Origin of the sequence: Paenibacillus sp. FSL H8-0280 (assembly GCF_045040665.1) — a bacterium.
GTDB lineage: Bacteria > Bacillota > Bacilli > Paenibacillales > Paenibacillaceae > Paenibacillus > Paenibacillus xylanexedens_A.
On record NZ_CP150296.1, the window covers coordinates 3126089 to 3149788 of the forward strand.

The window sequence follows — 23700 nt, forward strand, 5'->3', positions numbered from 1 at the left end:
TTTCATGAAGTGAATTTCATTACGTTTTAACGCTGTGCTTATGGGCTCGTTTTAACCGCACAGCAACCCAACTCATGATCAGAGCAGCAATGAGCAGAAATACGGTCACACCTGCAATGACAACAAAGAAGGATTGGTCAAAAGCAGCAAAGGCGGCATTTTTGAGCGATTCAGCAGACGCAGCAGGCAAGCTTTCGGCAGCGATAAGCGCTTCATCCAGACTGTCTTTCGCATTGACTGGCACACTAATTCCCAAAGGGATCTTCATAGCGAGTGTGTAGAAGAAGGTCGACATGCTGCCGATGATCGCAATACCGGATGCTCCGCCTAGCTCATAACCTACTTCCTCAATGGAAGCGGCCATACCCGCTTTGTGTGGTGGGGCATAACTCATAATGGAATGTGATGCAGCGGTCATGCCTGATCCAAGACCTGCACCAAGTAGTGCCAAACCGATAATCTGCCCGGTAAACCCTGCATTGAAATACATCAGATACGTCCCCATGCCAAGGGCAGCGATGAAGAGAGTGAAGCTTTTGATATATACAACATCCACACGGTGCATAATGGCCCCCGTAACAGGTCCGGCAATGAGTGCTGCAACAGGTATGGATACGGTGAATAGTCCAGCCTGAAGAGGTGACATGCCTTCCACCAGCTGAAGACGCTGAGTGACCATATATTGCACACCCATTTGTGCAAATAAGCCAACCAGTGCGGTAATAAAGCCGGTACTGAATCTTGGAATTTTGAATAAGGACAGATCCAGCAACGGATTGGGACTGTTATTCTGACGGCGAATAAAGATGATCAGGGACAGAACACCGATCACAGCAGCAATGATAGCGAGTGTGAGAGATCCTTCGCGTCTTGTGAATTCCTTAATGGAATAGATAATTGCGACCATGGCAATCATGATCTGAATGGAACTGGTGAAGTCCCACTTTTTCGATGCATCCCCTTGATGTTTAGGGATCATTTTCAAGGCGAATATAAACGCGATAATGGCTATAGGCAGGTTAACCAGAAATACAGAACCCCACCAGAAGTGTTGAAGAAGCAGTCCGCCAACAATCGGTCCCAGTCCTGCACCACCGGATGCAATGGAACCCCAGATGCCGATCGCGAGTGCGAGTTCTCGTTCATTCGTAAACGTAACTCTGATAATCGACAATGTTGCTGGCATCATCATGGATGCACCTACGGCTAGAAGAATTCTGCTCATGACCAGCACAGCGGGTACTGGAGAAAAGGCAGCAGCAAGAGAAGCAGCAGAAAAGACGACCAAGCCCAGCGTAAATATTTTTTTATGACCAAGACGGTCCCCGAGTGTTCCCATTGCAGGAAGAAGACCCGCCATGACAAGGGAGTAACCGTTCAGAATCCATAATTTCTCCGAAGCTGATGCACCGAGATCATGGGTCAAGCTGGGTAAAGCGGTGTACAGGATGGTCATATCCATCACAATGAGTAATAGTGCACTTGAGACAATAACTAGAATCATCCAACGTTTGAATTTTGACATGTTTCCCTCCGGCGATATGAATAACTTACAATTCAAAGACTAAACTATCGGGTAACCCTATAGTCAAACTTTTCTTTACAGACTATAATGCATGTATATTGATAAAACTTAGACTACATATGTACATGGAGGGTCCAAAGATGGCTGGACATCACGCACAACATTTTACCACCAGTGAATTTGCCAAAATCTGCGGAGTGACCAAACATACCTTGTTTCATTATGACGAGATTGGGCTGTTAAAGCCTGAATATACCAATGCCAAGGGCTACCGCTATTATGGTATGCAACAAACGTATGTGCTGGATGTCATACATGTGCTGAAGAAGGCAGGAAGCTCACTCCAAGAGATTAAGTCGTTCATTCAAAATCAGAATACACCATTGTTAATTGAGCTGTTTGAACAGAAATTAAAGGCACTTGAGTTGGAGCAACAACGAATCAAACGTATGCAAAAGCTGCTAAGTGGTGCCATTGAAATGACGAAACAAGCCACGGATGCTTCTCCTGAAGGGCTACATATTGAACAATGTGAGCTGGAGTATTTTATTGCTGTACAACTGGAACAAGGGGACGCGGATAAGGAATTCTTCCGTAAGTTCATTGAATACAGGACCCATTGTGATGAACAGATGATCGACTATGAGTTTCCGGTATGGACGATCTTACGTCAGGAGCACTATGAGGCAGGAGAATACTATCCGGATTACTTTGGCAACAAAATAAAAGCTCCCATTCCAGGGGAAACGATATGGATTAAGCCAAAAGGGATGTATGCCGTCATGAATCATCGGGGTTCATACGAAAGCATGCCAGAGACGTATTCCACCATGAAAGAGGAGATAGAAAAAGAGGGACTGCAAGTCTGTGGACATGTGTATGCACTGGACCTGCTCACTTATTTTGCAGAAAGTAATCCCGATGAGTACATCATCAAAATTTACGTAGAGGTGTGTAAGCCAGAAAACACAAGCAAAAAACAGAATGTCTTGATTTAGGAGGATATTTTTTGGAATTAATTAAAACATATGATGTGGATCTAAATGAAGAATGGTCAACTCTTCTTCAAGAATTACTTGTTGCCAGTTTTCCAGAGGTTTATCCAAGAGACAGATTGTTTTTTAAGCAAATACCACATGGGAGAGTATTGGCATTTACCCCTGATAACCAATTAGTTGGGCATGTAGGACTAGATTACAGGATGATGAATCTAAATGGAAAACCCATAAGAGTGTTGGGGATAATCGATTTGTGTGTTTCTCCTGCTATTCGCTCTCAAGGAATCGCGTCATTGTTAATTTCCGAAGTGGAAAGGATGGCCAAAGGGCGTGTTGATTTTGTCCTTTTATTTGCGGATCATGAGGGATTGTATAGCAAAAATGGATTTAAAACGGTAAGCAACACATGTAAGTGGTTGAAAATTGATCATGAAACCTTAACCACAATTGGAGTTGGAACTCAAAAGGTAGAGGGGTTAATGATTAAAGAAGTCGGAACCCTGCCATGGGAAGAAGGAGAACTCGATTTTTTAGGATATTTATATTAATCTCTACGCGCCGAGATTGAAGAAGGGCGCCTTGACCCATGTCGTATTCCATGTTAAGTTTTCTGTATTAAATTGTGAGTTTTCAAAGGGGTGATGGAGTGATGACGGAATTAGAGGTTGTGGATGTTTATGTGGGCCTGTCAACGAACATGAAGAGTGGCATGGTTCACAATATGACTAATCAGAATCCGACACTTTATCCTCCTATGCATAGATCTACTTGGCGCTGAGTGGTTTATCGCCAGGTTTCTTTATTGTATAAGCGAATCTAAATTCTGATTATGTTCAAATATTAAAGTGAGGGAATCCATGCCATGTTCCATGGTGAAATCCCGTCAGTTTACTTTTATATTTCACATAAAAAGGATGATCTGCATGTCTTTAATCAACGTTACCAACCTGACCTTTGCCTATGAAGGCAGTTACGATAATATATTTGAAAATGTTAGTTTTCAGTTGGACTCCGATTGGAAATTGGGTTTTACGGGAAGGAACGGCAGAGGCAAAACGACTTTCCTCAATCTGTTGCTTGGCAAATATGAATACAGCGGACATATCTCTGCGAATGTTAGCTTTGAATACTTTCCTTTCCAGGTAGAAAATAAGGGAGCCATGACCGTTGATGTCATCAGCGAGATTCATCCTGAATATCTACACTGGCAAGTTGTGCGCGAGTTTAACCTGTTAAAAGTGTCAGAAGATGTGTTGTATCGGCCTTTTGATACGTTATCCAACGGAGAACAAACAAAGGTGATGCTGGCTGCTTTGTTCCTGAAGGATAATCGGTTTCTGCTCATAGATGAACCTACCAATCATCTTGATCTCCATGCAAGACAAATCGTCAGTAATTATCTTGGTAGCAAGAGTGGATTTATTTTGGTATCTCACGATCGGGCGTTTCTAGATCACAGCGTGGACCATATCCTTTCCATCAATAAGAGTAACATCGAGATTCAGAAAGGCAATTTCTCCGCTTGGTGGGAAAATAAAAGAAGGCAAGATCAGTTTGAACTTGCGAGTAATGAGAAATTAATAAAGGATATCAAGCGTTTATCCGATTCAGCCAAACGGACCGGTGGATGGTCGCATGAAGTTGAAAAGACCAAAAATGGTACGAGAAATTCCGGCTCCAAGGTGGATAAAGGATATATTGGGCACAAGGCTGCCAAAATGATGAAACGTTCCAAAAATATCGAACAAAGGCAGCAATCTGCGATTCAAGAGAAATCCAAACTTCTCAAAAACATCGAGAGTGCAGAACGTTTACAGATTCATCAGCTGGATTTTCACAAGCAGGAACTTGTTGAATTGGAACATGTGTCGATATCATACGGCTCCAATACGGTGTGTAAAAATGTCAGTATCACGGTTGAAAAAGGGGATCGTATTGCCCTGTACGGTAAAAATGGATCTGGCAAATCAAGCATTCTTAAACTGATCTGTGGTGAAGATATCCCTTATACAGGTCTTTTCCGTAAGGATCATCAGCTTAAAATCTCGTATGTGTCGCAGGACACGTCTGATCTCGGAGGGAATTTATCTGAGTATGCGGCCACACAGGGGGTTGATGAAAGCCTGTTTAAATCGATACTTCGAAAGTTGGATTTTTCCAGACTGCAATTGGAGAAAGATATCTCAACGTTTAGCGCAGGTCAAAAAAAGAAAGTGCTCATTGCTAAAAGTCTTAGTGAGAAAGCTCATCTTCACATTTGGGATGAACCACTCAACTTTGTAGATGTCATTTCACGTATGCAGATCGAAGACTTACTCTTGGAATACTCGCCAACCCTGCTTTTTGTAGAGCATGATCGTGAATTTTGTACAAATATTGCAACGAGAATCATCGAACTGTAAGTAACGTGAAAGATGACCATGTTAAGAGCCGCCAAATGGCGGCTTTTAGTATTACTCGTGAGGAAGTATGCTATAATTTTATAATCTCATCCAATCATTTGATGGATGACTAGATCAATTGTAGACTAATTCGCCAAGAGGTGTAATACCAATGAAAAAGGAAATGACAACAATCAAACAAACCAGGCTCCATTCCATTTTGGACGAGGCCACCAAATTGCTGATTGAAAAACCGAATGCTTCCATGAATGAAATTGCGGAATCTGCAAAAATCGGAATCGCTACGTTACATCGATACGTGGAAAGCCGCGAACAGCTTATGGTATATCTCGGATTACGCGCAATCGAGGTGGTCAGTGAGACCATGAAAGAAATCCAACTGGATGAGGAGCATTGTGAAAAGTACATACCTGAGCTGATCGAGGCGCTGATTCCATTAGGCGACAAAATTTATTTTCTGGCTCATGACACCACCATTAACTATAATCCCGAGATTGAGGGAGCAGATCTGAAACTGAGAGAACCTGTATTGCATGCGGTCGGTCTGTTACAACAGAAAGGTTATTTCCGCTCCGATCTCGATAAAACCTGGATTGTCGATGTGCTGTATTCCATCATGTTCCTGACGTGGCAGCAGGTTGTAAGTGGTCACATCGCGAGAAAAGCAGCCCCCGCGCTTGTGGTGGATACGTTTTATCATGGATTTAAGCAGCGATAGCTAAAGGTTAATTCAGCGAGAATCAATAGATTTCCATCAAGCGAACACCCCAAAAAAAGTCGAATGTATCGTTAGATACACAGACTCTTTGAGGGTGTTTTTTTGCGTTCACAACAGCGTTTCTTAGTGCGCAAGCTGCAACGACTTGATTTTCTCACATATTCAAATATTAACAGAGTTCAGAATTTAAGATTTTCAGTTTACAAAAAATGATATAAATTTCTAGTAGATTCAAATCATTACCAAATAAAGACAAAATATTCAAGTGAGGGGGCCGGGCAGAAATACCTTCAATTGTGCAGTTCAAAATCAGCTTATGTACTCATTCCATCAACCCAAATCAGGAGGGATTCCATGCTTTACACCATTATTGTGCCAGTCAACCAGGATTATAACATTTTGAACCTGTTCACAGATTCGCTACTCCGGACGGTAAGCCCATCCACTCAGATTATTTTCATCAACGATGGTTCCGGCTCAGCAGTCTTTCAACATCTGGATAAACTGAAGCAAGACGTAAGAGAAGGTGTGACCATCGAGATTCTTCAGCATGATTTTCCACTCGGTTGCGCCGTGTCGATTAATAGCGCACTGAGTCTTGCCAAGGGAGAGTACATTTTCTTCCTGGATTCTGACACCATTCTTCAACCGAACTGGCAACCGATGATGAAAGAGACACTGGATAGCGATATTACGATCGGCATGATTGGAGGGGTTCTGTTGTATCCGCAAACAGGAGGCGTGCAGCATTGCGGCATTGCTTTTGCGGACACCATCGGCCGACACCTGTTCCTGAACGCATCTCCTGATGATATCCCAAAAGAAACCTTCTCTGTTCAACTGGTGGTGTTCGCCATGTTTGGCATGAAGCGGGAGGTGTATGAGACCATCGGCAACCTCGATGAGAAGTTCTTTAACGGATACGAGGACTTTGATTATCAGATGCGGGCACGAGCTGCCGGATACGATACGGTCATCAACCCAAATATTCAAGCGTATCACTGGGAACGCAGCAGCGGTATTCACCGCAACTTCAATCGGAAGAACAATCTGGCACGCTTCTGGAAAAAGTGGGGCGGTCAAATCGAGGCTGATGTATGGCCATTCGTTTTCAGTCATCTGAAAGCACAGCTGGAAAGCCAAGAGGAATACCAGCATCTGCCGATTGTCGGGATTGACCTTGCCGAGGTTCGAAGTGATGCCGATACATTCTGGACCAAGCTGGAGGAAGCCGAATTTGCAAATGTAGCCGAAGTACGGGACTATTCAAACCGCTTTAATTCCAATGGGGCCATCTGGCTGCCACAGGTACTGGGCAAGGAACTGATTCATAGTGAGAACCGGTTACTGTTTTTGGTGGACAATTTCGCCCGTTTGCTGGAGAACCGCTACTGGATTGAGATGAGACATGCTCATCGAGCCAAGGATCTGATCATTGATCTGTATGGCAATGTGATCACGATGGATCGCATATACGATGGATGCTGGCCTGGAACCAAAGTTCGGTAATTCACTCACAACGAAAATAAACAGGGAGGTACTTAAGGTGAAAGAAAAAGAGAGCACGCTCGATCGTGCCGTACGATTTACCCGTAATCTGGAGTGGTTGGAACAAGTCGAAAAGGTAATTCCGAGCGGATGCAGCACTTTAGCCAAAGCACCTGAACGTTTATTTCCGGGCCATACACCCGTATGTTGTGCAGAGGCTTATAATTCCCGATTTACAGATATCGACGGGAATGAATGGCTGGATTGCGAAATGGCTATGGGTACGGCGCCATGGGGCCATGCCAGACATGAAGTCCAATTAACCGTCATTCACCAGTTGAAAAAAGGGACAAGCTTTTCTTTACCTGCCGACATCGAGCTTGAATGTGCCGAGTTGATTCTGGAGCGGTTCGAGGGTCGTTATCCATCGCTGCGCTTCACCAAGAGTGGTGCTGATGCGGTGAGTGGGGCCGTGCGTCTGGCCCGTGCCGCTAGTGGCAAAAGCAAGGTTATTGCAACAGCTTATCATGGGTGGCACGACTGGTCTGCCTACGGTTATTATGGTGGTCAGACGAAAGAACGTGGCATCCCGGTGGATATCGAGCGTTCAACGATCTGGATCAACAAACCTACTACGGAGCGAATTGAGGCTCAGATTACCTCATCTCCCGAGGATATCGCATGTATTGTTCTGTGCCCCAACGAGTGGAAAAAGGACGCGCTGGAGCAAGTCGTAAACCTATGTCGGTCTCTGGACATCATTATCATATTCGATGAGGTAACTTCCGGTATTCGAATGGGCAAGCAGGCTACAGCAGGAGAATATGACATCTGGCCTGATCTGCTCTGTATCTCTAAAGGTATGGCCAACGGTTTACCGCTCGCAGCGGTTATGGGGCCTGAGCACTTGATGTCTTTGTCAGGACAGGTCAGATTCAGTAATGCCCATTCCAGCGAAACGACAGCGCTCGCGGCAGCCATTGCCTGTGAACGATTAATGAAAAATGCGAAAGTATGGCCGACTTGGCGTGATCCGGCAACCCGGATCATGGATCGTCTGGAATCCGAACTTGTGTTACTCGGATTGACGGATCAATTGGAAGTGAGAGGGACTTATGCAAGCTTCTGCATTCAATCCTTGGCTGAAGATAACTTCCAAACCGATCCTTTCCGCGAGTTCATGGTGAAGAGAATGGCTCACTTCGGCATTTTCACCAAAGGATACTTTATTTTCTCTGATGCCCATACACGGGAAGAATTGCTATGGGTCGAGGAAGCGCTGTTGCAGATCCTGTCAGACTGGAAAGAGATTCAGAAGCAGGAACATCTTCATGCGATGCAACTTTCGAAAACGTTTGAAGCTTAATCCATAGATCATAATCAACAATCGACTAGGAGGAATTATTCAATGAAAGCACTCGTATATCAGGATCTCAAACAGGTGACTTACCAGGAGATTGAGGAGCCAACTATTCAAAAGCCAAACCAGGTGAAAATTAAAATCTATGGTTCCGGCATCTGCGGTACAGATCTGAATATTGTCAAAGGCAAAGTGCCTGCGAATAAAGGAACGATCATTGGTCATGAAGGCGTAGGCACAGTGGTTGAGGTGGGCGACGACGTTCGTGGTTTCAAGATCGGTGATCGGGTATTGGTTGATCCCACGCAATCTTGCGGTACCTGCTCATACTGCCGTGAGGGTCTGTTCATCTACTGCGAGAATTTTGATGATTATCAAGTAGGGATGACGACACACGGAACCTTTGCTGAATATTTTGTTGGGGACGAAAAGTATATCTATGCCATCCCGGATTCCATGAGTTGGGAAACGGCCATGATGATCGAACCACTGGGATGTGTACTTCAGACGTTCATGAAAGCAGGAACTAAGCCAAGTGACTCTGTACTGGTCCTTGGTTCTGGAGCAATCGGTTCCCTGTGTCAGCTTGTTAGCAAACGATTGGCAAGGCTTACCGTAGGCACGGAAGTTGATCCATACCGCAAAGAGTTTGCTTCAGGGATCGCGGATCATGTGTTCTATCCTCAGGATCTGACACTGGATAAAGTATACGAGATCAATAATAACAAAAAGTTTGATATTGTAGTGGACGCGGTTGGTAACCAGCTTCATGTAGGATTTGAGCTGATTGCCAAAGGCGGAAAAATTATTCCTATGGGATATGACGACAGTTATGAGGTGACGTTCAAATCAACAGCCGTGATTAATGATGGCATTAGTATCATCGGTGCAGTTGCTAATCACTCGATGATCAGTACGGCACTGAAATTTGCCCAAAGTATCCCGGAACTGGAACAGATGGTGACAGCCAAGGAACTGCTGAGTGATTATGAACAGGCCTTTAATGGAACGATTGGTTATGACATGCATACTGGAGAGAAATTGCCCATGAATTCGGTCAAAACAGCTCTGATCCTATAAGCATGTAGACATTAGCGGGTTTGCCGCTGCGAGAAGTTGGAATTCGCAGCGGTGAAAACCGCAGAAGGAAGGGATATCGATTGAAATTGCTTCAAGATTTGCCGAAGAATCCACGCTACTCCATTTTTCTCGAACCGGTATGGGCCATTCCGGGCACGATCGTTCTCTTCTATGCTCCTTTATATATGAAGGAAGCCGGACTTTCGGATATTGAAATCGGTTTAATCAATTCGGTGAATCTTTATTTTGCCTTTATCTTTCAACTATTCGCGGGTTCCATTACGAATAAGCTGGGGCGCAAACGAACAACGCTGATCTTTGATCTGCTTGCCTGGAGTGTTCCCATGTTCATCTGGGCCTTCTCCCAGAACTTCTGGCTGTTCCTGATCGCTTATTTACTGAACGCAACATCCAAGTTTGTAACGGTCGCCTTTAACTGTCTGATCATAGAGGATGTGGAGGAACACAAACGATCCAAGGTATTTGCCATTCTCAACATGATTATTACAGGGGCAGGTGTACTCACGCCTATTGCCGGGGTGGTCATTGCTGATTATGGTATTGTGCCTACACTCGCCACTATTTACTTTGTCGGGGGCATCCTCATGACCGCCATGTTCTTCATTCGTAACCGATACACGGATGAGACCGAGGTCGGCAAGGAACTTATGGGATTGCATAGTAAAACCCGCGTGCTTCAGAGCTTGGGTTCCAGTCTGCGCCTGTTTGGAAAATCCTTTTACAAAAGGAGACTTTTTCCAATTATTCTGATCACGGTGTTGTCCAATCTGATCTTGCAGCTGAATTTCTTTCAGGTCATTTTCTTCAAGGAACAGTTGAAGTTTGATGACCGTGTCATTTCGTTTATCCCAGTAGTGACTGCGGTAACCGTCATGCTGCTCTATCTGGTCATCATTCCGCGACTGAAACGGCGTTCGGAAGAAAAGTATGTTGGTTTTTCCATTGTGCTTAGCACGGCCGGAGCCATTCTGTTTCTGTTGATCCCTGTGGGGAATATAGGGATGTTGTTTCTCACGCTAATCGTGCTCGCTGCGGGTAACTTCATTTTGCAGACGTACCGGGATTCCCTGCTGATGAACCGATTGGGTACGCATGAGAAAGCCGATATGTTCTCGGCCGTGCAGACCGTCATGACGCTTACAGCCATTCCATCCGGTTACCTGACGGGCCTGCTCTACCATCACAATCCAACACTGTTATTCAGCGTCATTCTTGGTCTATATGTTGTACTCATGGTCATCATGTTTTTCCTGCCAGATCCGCAAAAGCACTCCCAAGTGCTGGAACCTTACAAAAATATGTAGAAAAAGGGGTTTACTGTATCTGGAGCGAATATGTAGTACAGAAAAAAATAGAACTACCTCTAGAACATATTTTAACTTGGGAGGCTGCTAACAAATGACTAACGTAATGACAACAGAAGCACGGAAGCAATGGAGCTGGATGAACGAGCCTGAAACCTGGTCCTATACCGATCAGGGAGGTGTGCTGGTGGAAGCGAAGGCGGACACCGACTTTTTCCAAGATCCAGCGGGGAAGCACATTCGTGCAACTGCTCCTTTCTTGTCCATGCCAGTGCCTGGCGATTTCGAAATCACAACCCAATTAACCGTTGATATGAAAAATCAATATGATTCCGGATGTCTGATGGTGATGGCGGATGATCTTAACTGGTGCAAAATTTGTTTTGAGTATGATGGAAAAGTGCCTACCATCGTGTCGGTGGTGACACGTGATGGTTCATCCGATGATTGTAATTCGGTGGAAGTCTCCGTACCTAATCCCTATCTGCGTATACGCAAAGTAGAGGGTTGCATATCATTCTTTTATTCACCCGATGGGGATGAGTGGAAACTAATTCGTTATTTCGGCATGCCGATACAAGGGGAACTTCGAGCTGGATTAGTTGTTCAGTCGCCAACTGGAACGGGCTGTACGTGTCACTTTTTATCCGTGAACGTTACTCATCCGGACTTGACCGCACGTTTCTAATCCGCTCCCCTGGCCGATCATTGGAGGGAGAACAGGTTCATGGTAAAAGCATTTATATTTGATTTTGATGGACTCATTGTTGATACAGAGACACCTTGGTATTATGCGTTTCGCGATATTTATGAAGAGCACGGAGTGGAACTTGGTCTGGAGCTTTGGTCGAAAAATGTGGGGACATCCTTTGAGGAATTTCATCCATTTCTGTATCTGGAGCAAGCGCTCCAAAAAAAGATAGATCATGATCATATCAAACTGCTCTCTGAACAAAAATACGAAGTCTATTTGGGACAGGCCGCCATTCTTCCAGGGGTGTATGAATTGCTTCAGTCTGCGAGGGAAAAGGGGATTCAGCTTGCGGTTGCTTCCAGCTCCACACGGGACTGGGTGCATGGTTACTTGCAGAAATTAGGCATTTTTGATTATTTCACAGTCGTTCATACATCCGAGGATGTGAAGCGAGTGAAACCGGACCCTGAACTGTACCTTCTTGCTCTCCAGAGTCTTGGGATCGAGGCTTCCGAAGCGATTGTGTTCGAAGACTCACCTAATGGCTTGAAGGCAGCCAATGCAGCAGGTATTCGGTGTATCATCGTACCTAACGAGGTAACGCGTGGTCTGGAATTCGCCATGCATGAACTGCGGTTATCCTCGCTGGCCGAGATTGATGTGGAGGCGCTCTAATCCAGATACTGCTTGCGTAGCTCGATAGGGGAGATCCCTTCGTATTTTTTGAACACTGATCCAAAGTAACTAGCACTGTTGAAACCAACGGCTTTGGCTATTTCATGAGCGGTCGTAGCGTTATTTTCGATGAGCATTTCCTTGGCTTTCAACAACCGATATCGCATCAGATATTCCAATGGAGTCATTTGAAATTCTTTTTTGAATATCCGATTGAGGTGCTGCTCGGTAACGTCCATCTGCTCAGCCAACAAGGGGAGAGAAATATCCTGATGATAATTTTGTTTGATAAAAGTAATGAGTTCATCCAATCTTAATCGGGCATCAGAACGTTCGTAAGCACTATAGCGTTCACCTTCAATGGTTAATCTGACCAAAAGCATGTACAGTAATGCGGATACGTGCCAGATCTGATCCTTGTGCCGGGACTGCAGCGCCAACGTAATTTCACGCAACAGGATATGAAGCATTCCATCCGGCTTGAAGGCGCGCAGCTCCCCGATCTGCAAGGTATGCAAGAACCGTGGCAATAAATAGCCATTGAAAGACAGACAATCAAATCGTAATGAATCACTCAGATTGTGGTAACGGTAGGTTACCTCCGGGAACAAAATGAGAGCGGTCCCTTTTTTGATCGAAAATTCATGATTCTTTGCTGCGATTCGCCCTGTTCCTCCGATGCACTGTACAATGCTGTAATCCCGTGAATGGTCGCTCCAATTCATCAATTCATCAACGGTCAACTGGTTTTGCCCTGTAATCATGAGCGGCATATCGGTATCCATCGGATTCCCCATACTAGGTTTCGGCATCGTCGTGTTATTCCTCTTTTCGTTAAAGGATCATGTGCGTAAGTGGCGTGGTTACAGCGTTAAAAGAAACCTAGAAAGAATTATATTACATAAATGGAATAATTTTAATTGAATGACGGGCAATATATAAAACGTTTTCATATAAATGCTTCAACAATTCTTTATTGGATGAATGAGTATGAACTGTGGTCTGATCAGCCTCTATTTATGGATCTAAAAGTACGGCCTGCCTTGCCAACAGAATGCGAAACGGTATACGCTATAAGGAATGAGTGATTAAAGAAAGGGATGCAAACATGAAGAAAGTCATCGTAGTCGGATCGGGTATTCTGGGGGCATCAACAGCCTATCAATTAGCCAAACATGGCGCAGAGGTCATCATCGTAGATCGAAAAGATATAGGACAGGCAACGGATGCAGCTGCCGGTATCATCTGTCCATGGCTGTCACAGCGTCGCAATCAGGACTGGTATCAGCTCGCCAAGGCTGGTGCGCGGTTCTATCCGGGCATCATAGCGGAGCTTAAAGCCGAAGGAGAAACGGAAACCGGTTATGCTCAAGTGGGCGCGCTTAGTATTCATACGGATGTGGACAAAATCAATAAGATGGAAGAGCGGGCCCATCTTCGCAAAGCAGCTGCGCCGGAGATTGGCGACATTACACCTCTTGATGCCAAAGAAACCCGTGATCGTTTTCCTCTACTGGATGAACGTTTTCAATCGGTACATATCAGCGGTGCTGCACGTATAGATGGAAGGGCGCTGCGCGATGCCTTGATCCGGTCTGCACAGCGAAATGGAGCGGAAGTGATCCATGGAGACGCCACGCTTCAATTCGAAGCGGATCGGGTCATTGGTGTGAGTGTTAATGATCAGAGTTTCCTGGCAGATGAAGTCGTTGTCTGTGCAGGTGCATGGGCTAACGAACTGCTGAAGCCACTCGGCATACACTTTAAAGTGCATTATCAAAAGGCACAAATTATGCATCTACATGTCACCGATGGGGAGGATACAGGCCGCTGGCCTGTGATCATGCCACCTTCTGATCAATATCTGCTGGCCTTTGATCAACAGAAGATTGTGATTGGTGCCACTCATGAAAATGATGTGGAGGGTTATGATACAAGAGTAACTGCAGGGGGCATGCAGGAAGTTTTGAATAAAGGTCTGGAACTGGCGCCGGGGCTAGCCAATAGCACATTCCAGGAGGTAAGAGTTGGGTTCCGTCCGTTCACACCTGGCTTTCTGCCAGTAATGGGGGCTGTTCCAGGCTGGCAAGGTCTGATTACCGCGAATGGACTTGGAGCCTCTGGACTGACCATGGGTCCTTTTATCGGGAGTCAACTGGCGAAACTAGCTCTAGGCATGGAACTGGATATCGATATTGAGCCCTACACTGTTGGCAAAGCAATGGATGAAATTGAAAGAGGTGAGTCATGACTTATTCACAACGTGTATCCGATGGAGCGAACTCGTCCGACATCGTATATCTGGAGCATCAGATTGGTACGACGAAAGAAAAACTGCGCATAGCTTTGGAGAAACAAGAAACATACAAAAGCGAATTGTCGGAATTGAAGTCATCACCAATCAGGAATGTATCCGAAGACAGTTCTGAAGAGCAAATCTTAATGGAGAAGGCAAGCCAAACGAAGAACTTGATTGAAACCCTGTCTGAACAACTGGAGCAACTACAGGAAGCATTAGCGAAACTAGGCGATTGATCGGCTCTATGGCTTATCTCTTTGAGACATCAACAGAAATAATATACGATACGTATAAAACGAAAACCCCTTATATTAAGGGGTTTTTCTGATTTAGTTCAAATGGTTTATATCAATAAATGAACGTATGGTATAAAATGGAATCAGGTGCTGAACTGTCAATTCAGGTACCCATGTAACCAATCACGAAACTATGCTGAGAGGCGGATTCCAAATGTATAAAGAAGTGATACGTGTTGAGGACATCACGGGGTTTCAGTCGAGATCTGAAGAGTTTTTCCCACTTCACTGGTTTCGAAAAATGCTGTCCGAGCATCCTGTGTACTATCACGAAGATACAGACACCTGGAATGTGTTCAGATACGATGATGTGAAGCAGGTCCTCAGTAATCATGAGTATTTTTCAGCCGAAGGAACCCGGACAACGATTGCCGTTGGAGCAAAGAACAATGAAGGCACACCTCCAGACAAATTAAACATATCAAGTATCGATCCTCCCCGTCATCAAAAAAGTCGTTCGTTGTTATCGGCTGCTTTTACACCTCGTAGTCTGAAAAACTGGGAGCCACGAATTCGCAACATTGCAGAGCAGCTGGTAGCCGATATTGAGCCAAATACGACGATTGATATTGTTCAAGCGTTGGCCGCTCCACTACCTTCGATGGTTATGGCCGATCTGCTCGGCATCCCTCTTACAGACAGCCATCGCTTCAAGAACTGGGTAGATATTTTGTTTCAACCCATCAATCCAAAGACGGCTGAAGAGAGTGAACTGAAAAAACAAACTGCCGCGCAAGAGTATTATCAATTCCTGTATCCTATTGTGGTTCATAAACGGACTCATCCTGGTGAGGATATCATTACGGATCTGTTAAATGTTGATGTTGAAGGTGAGAAGTTCACGGAGGATGAGGTTGTTCGCACGACCATGCTTCTGCTTGGAGCCGGTATAGAGACAACGAGTCATATGGTTTCAAATACGTTCTATTCCTTCCTCTACGATGACCCGAGCTTGTATGGCCAACTCAGGCAGAACCCCGAATGGGTTCCGCTCGCAGTGGAAGAAATGCTTCGTTATAGGTTCCATAATGCCAAGCGGCATCGGACAGTAAAGCAGGATAATCAACTGCTCGGAGTGGATTTGAAAAAAGGAGATGTTGTCATCTCCTGGATGAGTGCAGCCAATATGGATGAGCAGATGTTTGAAGACCCCTTTGAGCTGAATATTCATCGTCGTAATAACAAAAGACATCTTACCTTTGGTAATGGCCCACACTTTTGTCTAGGGGCCCCGCTGGCAAGAATGGAACTAAGCATTGCCTTGACAGCATTTGTGGAGAAGATTGCTCGGATTGAACCGGTGGAGTCCTTTGATCTGGAGAATAATCTGGCCACTTCAGCTCCGGGACAGTCATTGACCCATCTGCCAGTGAAGATCGTTACGGAGTGAGAAGGAATCATACGGGACACACCCTAAAAAGCGGCAGATCAGACGTAAACGTCTTGATCTGCCGCTTTGTTATGCAAGCAAGTATGAGGCTGGACACCTTAATTTGAATTCATAGAAACTTTTTGTCTTACCACCTGTTTGATTTCTTCCTCTTTGGCTTGTTTGGTGCGTTTGATAAAGAAGGAAAGGACCAATCCCACAACAGCGATACCGATGATAACAACATAAGCATCATTGATACCCTGGATCATGGATTCTGTAGCAAGCTGTTTTTGACTGAGACCATTGGCTGCACCAGTCGCCATCATATCCTGTACGTGCGCTGTTGTACGGGAGGTCATGACACTTACGAGTAATGAAGTGCCTACAGCACCAGCCACTTGTCTGACGGTGTTGGAGATAGCTGTGCCGTGTGCACCAAGTCTTGGTGGCAATTGGTTAAGACCCGCAGTTTGAATCGGCATCATGAGCAAAGCCATACCAATTCGGCGTCCGGTTGACATTAATACCAGGTAACCATAACTGGTTGAGTCCGTTAAGTCGATGAAACCAATTGTGGTCACGATGGTGATCACCATTCCGATAACAGCGAGCCATTTCGCTCCAAATCGGTCAAACAATTTTCCGGCTACTGGCATCAGGAAGCCCATGACAAGCGCACCTGGCAGAAGCAATAATCCGGACTCCAGTGCAGTGTAACCACGTGCGTTCTGGAGATACAGGGGAAGCAGCATCATGTCAGCATACATGATCATTGTAATCGCGATACTAATGACCGTGGTCAGTGAGAACATGTTGTACTTGAATGCCCGCAGATCAAGCAGCGGAGTTTCAGAAACGAGCTGACGCCATGTAAACAGGGCAAGAGAAACAATTCCAGCCGCAATACAGATAAGAACTTCTGCACTTGACCATCCCAGACTTCCTGCTCTGCTGAAACCATAGAGCAATGCGCCAAATCCGATCGTGGAGAGCACCACACTGATTGTGTCGAACTTTGTGTTGACCCGTTCAGATACATTCTTCAGGTATACAAACGCAAAAGCAATGACAATAAGAGTTAATGGAATCATGCCGTAGAACATCGTTTGCCAAGAGTAGTTCTCTAGGATATAACCGGCAAGGGTAGGCCCAATTGCAGGGGCAAAAATGATGGCAAAACCAACCATACCCATCGCAGATCCTCGTTTTTCAGGAGCAAACAAAGTCAAAATAACGTGCATCAAGAGCGGCATGATAATCCCGGCACCCGCTGCCTGAATCATGCGTCCTGTCAGCAGTGTGCCAAAGTTATCTGCAAGAGCGGATACGATGGTACCAATCAGGAAAATAAACATGGAAGCTTGGAATAATTGCTTGGTTGAAAAACGTTGCATAAAGTAGGCCGTGATTGGGATAAGCACCCCGTTCACCAGCATGTAACCTGTCGTTAACCATTGTGCTGTTGCGGCGGAGATGTTAAAATCACCCATTAGTTCCGGTGTAGCGACACTCATGATCGTTTGATTCAACGTTGCAAGGAAGGCTCCCAAAATCATGATAAACAGGATGGGGCCTTTCTTTACGGATAATTCTTCTTGTACTCTAGCCTGACTCAATCCTTTTCATCCTTTCAATCCACACGTGACTAAATTTACAACGTGTTGTATAGTTTACATTGTATTTATTGAATTATATACATATTCGGACAGATTACAATTTACGTTATGACGTGTTTTCGTCGTTTATTTTACAAATAAAATGAATTTGTTGTGTAAATCAAAAATAAACGACTGATTGTTTAGAATTGTAATGTTTAAAATTTGATGGGAGGGATACACGTGAAAGACGAGAAGAAATCAGCCGTGGACCCAAGAATATTGCGAACACGTCAGTTAATTCGAGGTGCATTTGTTGAATTGCTGCAGGAAATGGATATTGAGAAGTTGTCAGTCAACAAAATTGCCGAACGAGCGACGATCAATCGGGTAACCTTCTACCTGCACTATCGTGATATTACGGATATGATGGAGAAGATGGCGGATGAGATGATTGAGAATATTGAACGGATCGTGGATGAATATGCCCCTCATTTTGAGAAACAAAGAACGGAAGAGGCTTGGCCTGTTCTAGTCAAGTTACTGGAGCATTTTGCAGAGAACGCCTCGTTCTATCAGGTGGTTCTTGCTACAAAGCGCACACCGATTTTTACCGAACGACTGCTCAAATTGTTGAGTACGCTGGTCAAAGCCAAAATTGATCGGGTAGAGATGGAAGATGAACTCGAAGAATCCGGCATTCACAAAGAGATTGCAATCTGGTACGGTTCTTCTGCCCTTATTGGAACCATTGTTGCCTGGTTGCGTAATGATATGCCATATTCACCTCATTTCCTGGCGAAGCAATTCTCGTTGATTCGCTCGTACTCTTATAATGACCTGATATAATCATGCTACAGTTGCCCCTAACGTTAATAGAGGAGGAATAATGTAATGAAATATAGTGCAGAACGTATCTATGTGAGATTTTGGAATGTGGATGATGCCGCATTGCTTTTGGATCTACAGGTTCGCAACCGTGCGGAAATCGAGAACATATCAGCAAGTGATCGGGAGGAGTCTTTCTACAGCTTGGAAGGGCAAAGGTCACTCATTGAGAGCTGGAACAAGAAGAGAGAAGAAGGAAATCGCTATTCTTTTGGTGTTTTTCTACATACAACGGATGAACTCGTCGGTGAAATTTCTTTGTTCGAGATCATACTGGATTCTACCCCAAAATGGATCGTTGGTTATGTGACGGATACTCTGCATCAAGGAAAAGGATATATGAGCGAAGCCCTGCAATGTGTACTGGAATTTGCCAAACACGAAACTGAAATTACTCGAATCGAAGCTGGCGCTGTACCTGATAATAAAGGTTCCATCCGTGTCCTTCAAAAAGCAGGATTCAAGGAGAATGGGTCACAGCCTGTGCCAATCCAGGGAACGTTGAAAGAACATACGATGTTTGCTGTGGATATACTATAAGCAAGATGTTTTAATATTTACTATACAAGTTGGACTATATATTTAAACGTAACGGAGAGGACAGAAAAAACATATGGCTACTATACTCGTTGCAGACGACGATGCGAACATTCGTGAACTCGTCTGTCTATTTCTCAAAAACGATGGATTCACAACAGTGGAAGCTGCAGACGGTAAGGAAGCTCTCACTATATATGGCGAAACTCCAGTGGATCTGGTCGTCCTTGATATTATGATGCCTGTCATGGATGGTTGGGCACTGTGCAAAGAACTCCGAAGAGCCAATCCCGACCTCCCGTTACTCATGCTGACGGCGAGAGGAGAGACTTGGGAGAAGGTGAAAGGATTCGAACTGGGTACGGATGATTATTTGACCAAACCGTTTGATCCATTAGAGCTGACCGCTCGTGTCCGAGCATTACTGAAACGATACAAAATCGGCTCCACACATACAATCCAGTTTGGCAACGTCATTCTGGACCGTCAGACGTATAAGGTGATGAGAGGCACGGAGTCGCTTACGTTACCACTTAAGGAGTTCGAATTGCTGTATAAGCTTGCTGGAACACCAGGACAAGTCTATACACGTGAGCAATTAATCGATCAGATATGGGGTATTGATTACGCGGGAGATGATCGAACAATAGACGTACATATTAAACGCCTGCGCGAACGATTCGCGACAACACCTGATTTTCGGATTGAAACGGTGCGTGGGCTAGGGTACAGACTTGAGGTCTATGAATGATCAGATCTTTATATATTCGTGTTGTTCTGACCTTTCTGGTGTCAGTCATCACAGGCACGATTATTTCATTTTTTATGTCAACCTGGATGTTCGAAGATCAATTGAATGAAAATGCTCAAATTAACATACGCAATTTTGGCCAGGACGTTGTGCAGATTTATAAGACGCTGCCTGCTGATGAAGCAGAATCATTCGTTAGTAGAATGAAACAACTTGATTCGTATCATATTCGAATTTATGATCCAACGGGCAAGTTCCAATCTTATGGGAAGCTTAACGAACATAAATCATCACCCGTATCGACGGATCAACTCAAGAAGGTGTTAAACGGAGGGGTTGTGCAGGACACACCTAAAGGTATCGCTACCGTTCTTTTGGGGCTACCGATCAAGACGGAAACGGGTACAAGAGCGATGTTTCTAGAAACACTCTCACCGCCCTCAGCCTCTTTTGTGGTCCAGTTTGGCTTGATTTTTGCAAGCTGTTCCTTGATTGTAGGAAGTTTGTTGATTGTGGTTGCTTCTGTATATCTGGTTAGACCGATCAAAAAATTGACCAAAGCGACCAAACGGATTGCAGCTGGAGACTTCAACGTCAAGTTGAACATTAAACAAACGACGGAGATTGGTACATTGGCCCGCAGCTTTGAAGAAATGATGCATGATCTTCAGCAGTTGGAGCAGATGCGCAGGGAATTCGTTACAAATGTTTCGCATGAGGTTCAGTCTCCGCTCACCTCGATATCCGGTTACGCTTCGGCACTGAAGCAAGTAAATCTCTCAGAACAAGAACGAAACCGTTACCTGGATATTATCATCTCAGAAGCAAAAAGAATGTCCAAAATGAGTGATAGCCTGCTGAAGCTGAGTTTGCTTGAATCGCAGTCACAGCAACTACGGCTCACCACCTTAAGCCTTGATGAACAGATCAGGCGGGTCATCGTGGCGCTTCAGCCGCAATGGTCTGGGCGCAACATTCATTTCGAGCTTGATTTGGAGAACGTGAAGGTAACGGCTGATCACGATCAGTTAAATCAGGTATGGACAAACATCATCGGAAATAGCATCAAGTTTTCCGAGGATGGCGGTATGATTAAAGTCAGTATCGAAGAGGACTTCAAAAATGTGACTGTTCGAATATCCGACACGGGCATTGGAATTCCCCTGGAAGATCAGAAGCGTATATTCGACCGTTTTTTCAAGGCAGATCGTTCCCACAGCCGCAAATATGACGGGAGTGGTATGGGACTTGCTATCGTTAAACAGATCGTATCCCTTCATCAGGGTGACATTCGAGTGGAAAGCGAACCTGGTCAAGGCACGACCTTTATTGTCACGTTGCCCATCCATCCACCAACGGATAGTTAGGCTCACAGGATAGGGTCAATGAATAGAATATCCATCGGATTATCTAAACCGAATGTTCATGTCCTATGTAACATGCAAGCTTCCTTGTATGTTACATAGGACATTTTTTTTGCTTGTTCATACTCCGTTCATATTCCGGTCATGGGGAGTACATCTTTCTTGATTAGGATTTCTTAAGCAGCCTGCGAGGCCAATATACAGATGAGGATAGGAGCAGATGAATGTGAATCAACAAGCAGACAGAGAAGTCCAGAGTAAGAGCAAAACCAAGAAAGTGTTAAACATTTTGTTTAAAGTACTTTGCGCAATCATTATAGCAATCTTACTTTTTGTAGCTATCGTATATACCGTCAATAAAATCAGCAGTTATTCGGAGCAAAAAAGAATGGAGCCGTATGGTCAACATGTATCCGTAGACGGAAAAAATATGAATGTGTTCATACAAGGCGAAGGCGAGGAAACGATTGTGCTTCTGCCTGGTTTTGGAACAGCGGCACCAGCGCTTGATTTTAAACCTCTTATCTCCGAGTTATCTCCATATTATAAAGTTGTCGTTGTTGAGCCCTTTGGTTACGGATTGAGTGATCAGACCGAAAAGGAACGTAGCACAGCAAATATCGTCAGTGAAATTCATGAAGCGTTACAGCGTCTACATATTGATCGTTATATCCTCATGGGTCATTCCATTTCGGGGATCTATAGCCTGGATTACGTGAACAAGTATGCAGATGAAATAAGTGCATATGTTGGGCTGGATAGCAGTGTTCCAGCGATAAGTGAACAGAAGATTGATTCGTCAGATACACAACCGATTAAATGGTTCCGCAACTTGGGTTTCGCCCGAGTGCAACTGAAACTGAGTGCTGACCCTTATGATGGACTGCCTTATGATGAGCAAACGAAAGAACAATTGAACATTCTGATACGCAAAAATATGTATAATACCACGCAATTAAATGAGGCAGAAAGTATGTATTCCAACTTTAAAGCATCTGAACAACTAACTTTCCCTGTTAATCTTCCGGTTCTTTTCTTTGTTCAAAAGAATCATCCGACAGCAGACAATTGGGTTCCGGAACACGAGAAGTTAATAGAGAACTCTGTGCGTGGTGAAGTGGTGTTGCTGGAAGCAAATCATTATTTGTATCGTTCCCATGCCAAAGAAATTGCTGAAAAATTCAGGGGATTTATGACGCAGCAGTAAATATAAATGAATTGGCTTGTTCATATTCAGTTCATATTGACGTCACGGGGAGTACATTTTCATTGGATAAGATTTCATTAGCAGCAAAAAAGAAAATCGAACTATCAGTTCAAGACAGGAGAAGATAACACTGACGACGCAGCCTGCGGAAAAGAAAACAAAGAATAGATCAAAGGCCAAAAAAGTGAGAAACATGATACTGAAAATAGTAGGAGCAATCGTAATCGCCATTATTCTATTTCTAGGTATTGTTTATATCACCAATGTGATCAGTAGTAATTCAGAGGCCAAGAAAATCGATTCCTATGGTCAGCATGTATCTGTAGACGGGAAAAATATGAATGTGCTCATTCAAGGCGAAGGCAAGGAAACGATTGTACTTCTGCCTGGTTTTGGAACAGCTGCACCAACGCTTGATTTTAAGTTGCTCATTGACGAACTATCACCATATTACAAAGTTGTGGCGGTTGAGCCATTCGGTTATGGATTAAGTGATGCTACTGAAAAAGAACGAACCACAGAGAATATCGTAAGTGAAGTTCATGAAGCTCTGCAGCAACTCGATATTCATCAGTACATGCTCATGGGTCACTCCATTGCAGGCATTTATGGCATTGATTATGTGAACAAATATCCGGATGAGGTCACGGCATTTGTCGGAGTTGATAGCAGTGTTTCAACCCAACCGGGTATGGATGCCAAATTACCTACTAAAACGTTCGCATTTCTTAAAAAATCAGGTCTCCAAAGATTGGTGGTCAAATTTAGTAGTGACCCCTATGCTGGACTCGCATTTGATGAACATACCGTAGAGCAGATGAACATGCTGTCGAATAAAAACTCGAACAGTTCCACGACTTTGAATGAAATGGACCATATTGCTTCCAATTTTAAAGGAGCCCAAGGATTAACCTTCCCTAAAGACCTTCCACTTCTACTCTTTGTACAAGCTAATAATGAAGGTGTAGAAGGATGGATACCGCTGCATGAAGGGCAGATCAAAGATTCAGTACATGGGAAAGTAATCACCATGGATGGCGAACATTACTTGCACCATACGTTATTCAAAGAAATAGCTGAAGATATTAGAGCATTCATGAACGAAGCGAAGTGAAAATTCTGTAAA

22 protein-coding genes are annotated in these 23700 nt (G+C 44.4%); 19 read left to right on the forward strand and 3 right to left on the reverse strand.

The genetic code is table 11. The features are described 5' to 3' along the window. Nucleotides 1–19: 19 nt before the first annotated feature. Nucleotides 20–1525, reverse strand: a complete 1506-nt coding sequence (locus tag MHI12_RS13910; RefSeq protein WP_405172706.1) for an MFS transporter — start codon at nucleotides 1523–1525, stop codon at nucleotides 20–22. A 140-nt stretch (nucleotides 1526–1665) separates the two neighbouring features. Here MHI12_RS13910 and MHI12_RS13915 point away from each other — a divergent pair, with 140 nt between their 5' ends. From MHI12_RS13915 to MHI12_RS13960, 10 genes are all read left to right on the forward strand, one after another. Then, nucleotides 1666–2523 carry a MerR family transcriptional regulator gene (locus MHI12_RS13915; RefSeq protein ID WP_405172707.1) on the forward strand — a complete coding sequence of 286 codons (858 nt, stop codon included), beginning with the start codon at nucleotides 1666–1668 and terminating at the stop codon, nucleotides 2521–2523. A gap of 11 nt (nucleotides 2524–2534) precedes the next feature. After that, nucleotides 2535–3071 carry a GNAT family N-acetyltransferase gene (locus MHI12_RS13920; protein ID WP_405172708.1) on the forward strand — a complete coding sequence of 179 codons (537 nt, stop codon included), beginning with the start codon at nucleotides 2535–2537 and terminating at the stop codon, nucleotides 3069–3071. A gap of 375 nt (nucleotides 3072–3446) precedes the next feature. Then, the gene (locus MHI12_RS13925) at nucleotides 3447–4925 is read left to right on the forward strand and encodes an Lsa family ABC-F type ribosomal protection protein (protein WP_405172709.1); all 1479 of its coding nucleotides are present in this window, start codon (nucleotides 3447–3449) and stop codon (nucleotides 4923–4925) included. Nucleotides 4926–5076: 151 nt separating this feature from the next. Further along, a complete protein-coding gene (locus tag MHI12_RS13930; protein ID WP_036608234.1) occupies nucleotides 5077–5643 on the forward strand; it encodes a TetR/AcrR family transcriptional regulator in 567 nt (188 codons plus the stop codon). A 354-nt stretch (nucleotides 5644–5997) separates the two neighbouring features. Continuing rightward, nucleotides 5998–7152, forward strand: coding sequence for a glycosyltransferase family 2 protein (locus tag MHI12_RS13935; protein ID WP_405172710.1), 1155 nt, complete (start codon nucleotides 5998–6000; stop codon nucleotides 7150–7152). Nucleotides 7153–7189: 37 nt separating this feature from the next. Next, on the forward strand, nucleotides 7190–8497 hold the full coding sequence (locus MHI12_RS13940; RefSeq protein ID WP_405172711.1) for an aminotransferase class III-fold pyridoxal phosphate-dependent enzyme: 1308 nt from the start codon (nucleotides 7190–7192) through the stop codon (nucleotides 8495–8497). A 42-nt stretch (nucleotides 8498–8539) separates the two neighbouring features. Then, nucleotides 8540–9571, forward strand: a complete 1032-nt coding sequence (locus tag MHI12_RS13945; RefSeq protein WP_036608226.1) for a zinc-binding dehydrogenase — start codon at nucleotides 8540–8542, stop codon at nucleotides 9569–9571. A gap of 80 nt (nucleotides 9572–9651) precedes the next feature. Beyond that, complete coding sequence (locus MHI12_RS13950) at nucleotides 9652–10896, forward strand: MFS transporter (protein WP_169479570.1); 1245 nt, start codon at nucleotides 9652–9654, stop codon at nucleotides 10894–10896. 94 nt (nucleotides 10897–10990) lie between these two features. Then, nucleotides 10991–11584 carry a DUF1349 domain-containing protein gene (locus MHI12_RS13955; protein WP_405172712.1) on the forward strand — a complete coding sequence of 198 codons (594 nt, stop codon included), beginning with the start codon at nucleotides 10991–10993 and terminating at the stop codon, nucleotides 11582–11584. Nucleotides 11585–11623: 39 nt separating this feature from the next. Then, nucleotides 11624–12265, forward strand: coding sequence for an HAD family phosphatase (locus MHI12_RS13960; protein ID WP_047842847.1), 642 nt, complete (start codon nucleotides 11624–11626; stop codon nucleotides 12263–12265). On the opposite strand, the gene MHI12_RS13965 is transcribed toward MHI12_RS13960, so the two are convergent. Further along, a complete protein-coding gene (locus MHI12_RS13965) occupies nucleotides 12262–13077 on the reverse strand; it encodes an AraC family transcriptional regulator (RefSeq protein WP_282321530.1) in 816 nt (271 codons plus the stop codon). The two genes, MHI12_RS13960 and MHI12_RS13965, sit on opposite strands and share 4 nt — an antisense overlap. 296 nt (nucleotides 13078–13373) lie before the next feature. Between MHI12_RS13965 and MHI12_RS13970 the strand changes: the two genes are divergently transcribed. The 3 genes from MHI12_RS13970 (at nucleotide 13374) to MHI12_RS13980 (ending at nucleotide 16250) form a co-directional block, all read left to right on the forward strand. After that, entirely contained in the window at nucleotides 13374–14516 is a 1143-nt protein-coding gene (locus MHI12_RS13970; protein ID WP_405172713.1) for an NAD(P)/FAD-dependent oxidoreductase, read from the forward strand. After that, the gene (locus MHI12_RS13975; protein ID WP_076249416.1) at nucleotides 14513–14800 is read left to right on the forward strand and encodes a hypothetical protein; all 288 of its coding nucleotides are present in this window, start codon (nucleotides 14513–14515) and stop codon (nucleotides 14798–14800) included. The genes MHI12_RS13970 and MHI12_RS13975 overlap by 4 nt, the downstream gene beginning before the upstream one ends. Before the next feature lie 214 nt (nucleotides 14801–15014). Then, a complete protein-coding gene (locus MHI12_RS13980) occupies nucleotides 15015–16250 on the forward strand; it encodes a cytochrome P450 (protein WP_405172714.1) in 1236 nt (411 codons plus the stop codon). Between the two features lie 98 nt (nucleotides 16251–16348). Here MHI12_RS13980 and MHI12_RS13985 read toward each other — a convergent pair whose 3' ends face one another. Continuing rightward, on the reverse strand, nucleotides 16349–17788 hold the full coding sequence (locus MHI12_RS13985; protein WP_076249946.1) for a DHA2 family efflux MFS transporter permease subunit: 1440 nt from the start codon (nucleotides 17786–17788) through the stop codon (nucleotides 16349–16351). A gap of 282 nt (nucleotides 17789–18070) precedes the next feature. Here MHI12_RS13985 and MHI12_RS13990 point away from each other — a divergent pair, with 282 nt between their 5' ends. From MHI12_RS13990 to MHI12_RS14015, 6 genes are all read left to right on the forward strand, one after another. After that, nucleotides 18071–18676 carry a TetR/AcrR family transcriptional regulator gene (locus tag MHI12_RS13990; protein ID WP_047842851.1) on the forward strand — a complete coding sequence of 202 codons (606 nt, stop codon included), beginning with the start codon at nucleotides 18071–18073 and terminating at the stop codon, nucleotides 18674–18676. Between the two features lie 45 nt (nucleotides 18677–18721). Continuing rightward, on the forward strand, nucleotides 18722–19255 hold the full coding sequence (locus MHI12_RS13995) for a GNAT family N-acetyltransferase (protein ID WP_339187596.1): 534 nt from the start codon (nucleotides 18722–18724) through the stop codon (nucleotides 19253–19255). Between the two features lie 73 nt (nucleotides 19256–19328). Continuing rightward, on the forward strand, nucleotides 19329–20003 hold the full coding sequence (locus tag MHI12_RS14000) for a response regulator transcription factor (protein ID WP_017688634.1): 675 nt from the start codon (nucleotides 19329–19331) through the stop codon (nucleotides 20001–20003). Further along, nucleotides 20000–21370, forward strand: coding sequence for a sensor histidine kinase (locus MHI12_RS14005; protein WP_405172715.1), 1371 nt, complete (start codon nucleotides 20000–20002; stop codon nucleotides 21368–21370). Before MHI12_RS14000 ends, MHI12_RS14005 begins: the two co-directional genes overlap by 4 nt. Before the next feature lie 217 nt (nucleotides 21371–21587). After that, nucleotides 21588–22574, forward strand: a complete 987-nt coding sequence (locus MHI12_RS14010; RefSeq protein WP_405172716.1) for an alpha/beta fold hydrolase — start codon at nucleotides 21588–21590, stop codon at nucleotides 22572–22574. 193 nt (nucleotides 22575–22767) lie between these two features. Continuing rightward, nucleotides 22768–23688, forward strand: coding sequence for an alpha/beta fold hydrolase (locus MHI12_RS14015; RefSeq protein WP_405172717.1), 921 nt, complete (start codon nucleotides 22768–22770; stop codon nucleotides 23686–23688). Nucleotides 23689–23700 lie beyond the last annotated feature (12 nt).

Coding starts and splice junctions, on each gene's coding strand:
- MHI12_RS13910 (WP_405172706.1), bottom strand. CDS start 1,525: ATGTCAAAATTCAAACGTTGGATGATTCTAGTTATTGTCTCAAGTGCA.
- MHI12_RS13915 (WP_405172707.1), top strand. CDS start 1,666: ATGGCTGGACATCACGCACAACATTTTACCACCAGTGAATTTGCCAAA.
- MHI12_RS13925 (WP_405172709.1), top strand. CDS start 3,447: ATGTCTTTAATCAACGTTACCAACCTGACCTTTGCCTATGAAGGCAGT.
- MHI12_RS13930 (WP_036608234.1), top strand. CDS start 5,077: ATGAAAAAGGAAATGACAACAATCAAACAAACCAGGCTCCATTCCATT.
- MHI12_RS13935 (WP_405172710.1), top strand. CDS start 5,998: ATGCTTTACACCATTATTGTGCCAGTCAACCAGGATTATAACATTTTG.
- MHI12_RS13945 (WP_036608226.1), top strand. CDS start 8,540: ATGAAAGCACTCGTATATCAGGATCTCAAACAGGTGACTTACCAGGAG.
- MHI12_RS13955 (WP_405172712.1), top strand. CDS start 10,991: ATGACTAACGTAATGACAACAGAAGCACGGAAGCAATGGAGCTGGATG.
- MHI12_RS13960 (WP_047842847.1), top strand. CDS start 11,624: ATGGTAAAAGCATTTATATTTGATTTTGATGGACTCATTGTTGATACA.
- MHI12_RS13965 (WP_282321530.1), bottom strand. CDS start 13,077: ATGCCGAAACCTAGTATGGGGAATCCGATGGATACCGATATGCCGCTC.
- MHI12_RS13970 (WP_405172713.1), top strand. CDS start 13,374: ATGAAGAAAGTCATCGTAGTCGGATCGGGTATTCTGGGGGCATCAACA.
- MHI12_RS13975 (WP_076249416.1), top strand. CDS start 14,513: ATGACTTATTCACAACGTGTATCCGATGGAGCGAACTCGTCCGACATC.
- MHI12_RS13980 (WP_405172714.1), top strand. CDS start 15,015: ATGTATAAAGAAGTGATACGTGTTGAGGACATCACGGGGTTTCAGTCG.
- MHI12_RS13985 (WP_076249946.1), bottom strand. CDS start 17,788: ATGATTTTGGGAGCCTTCCTTGCAACGTTGAATCAAACGATCATGAGT.
- MHI12_RS13995 (WP_339187596.1), top strand. CDS start 18,722: ATGAAATATAGTGCAGAACGTATCTATGTGAGATTTTGGAATGTGGAT.
- MHI12_RS14000 (WP_017688634.1), top strand. CDS start 19,329: ATGGCTACTATACTCGTTGCAGACGACGATGCGAACATTCGTGAACTC.
- MHI12_RS14005 (WP_405172715.1), top strand. CDS start 20,000: ATGATCAGATCTTTATATATTCGTGTTGTTCTGACCTTTCTGGTGTCA.
- MHI12_RS14010 (WP_405172716.1), top strand. CDS start 21,588: ATGAATGTGAATCAACAAGCAGACAGAGAAGTCCAGAGTAAGAGCAAA.
- MHI12_RS14015 (WP_405172717.1), top strand. CDS start 22,768: ATGATACTGAAAATAGTAGGAGCAATCGTAATCGCCATTATTCTATTT.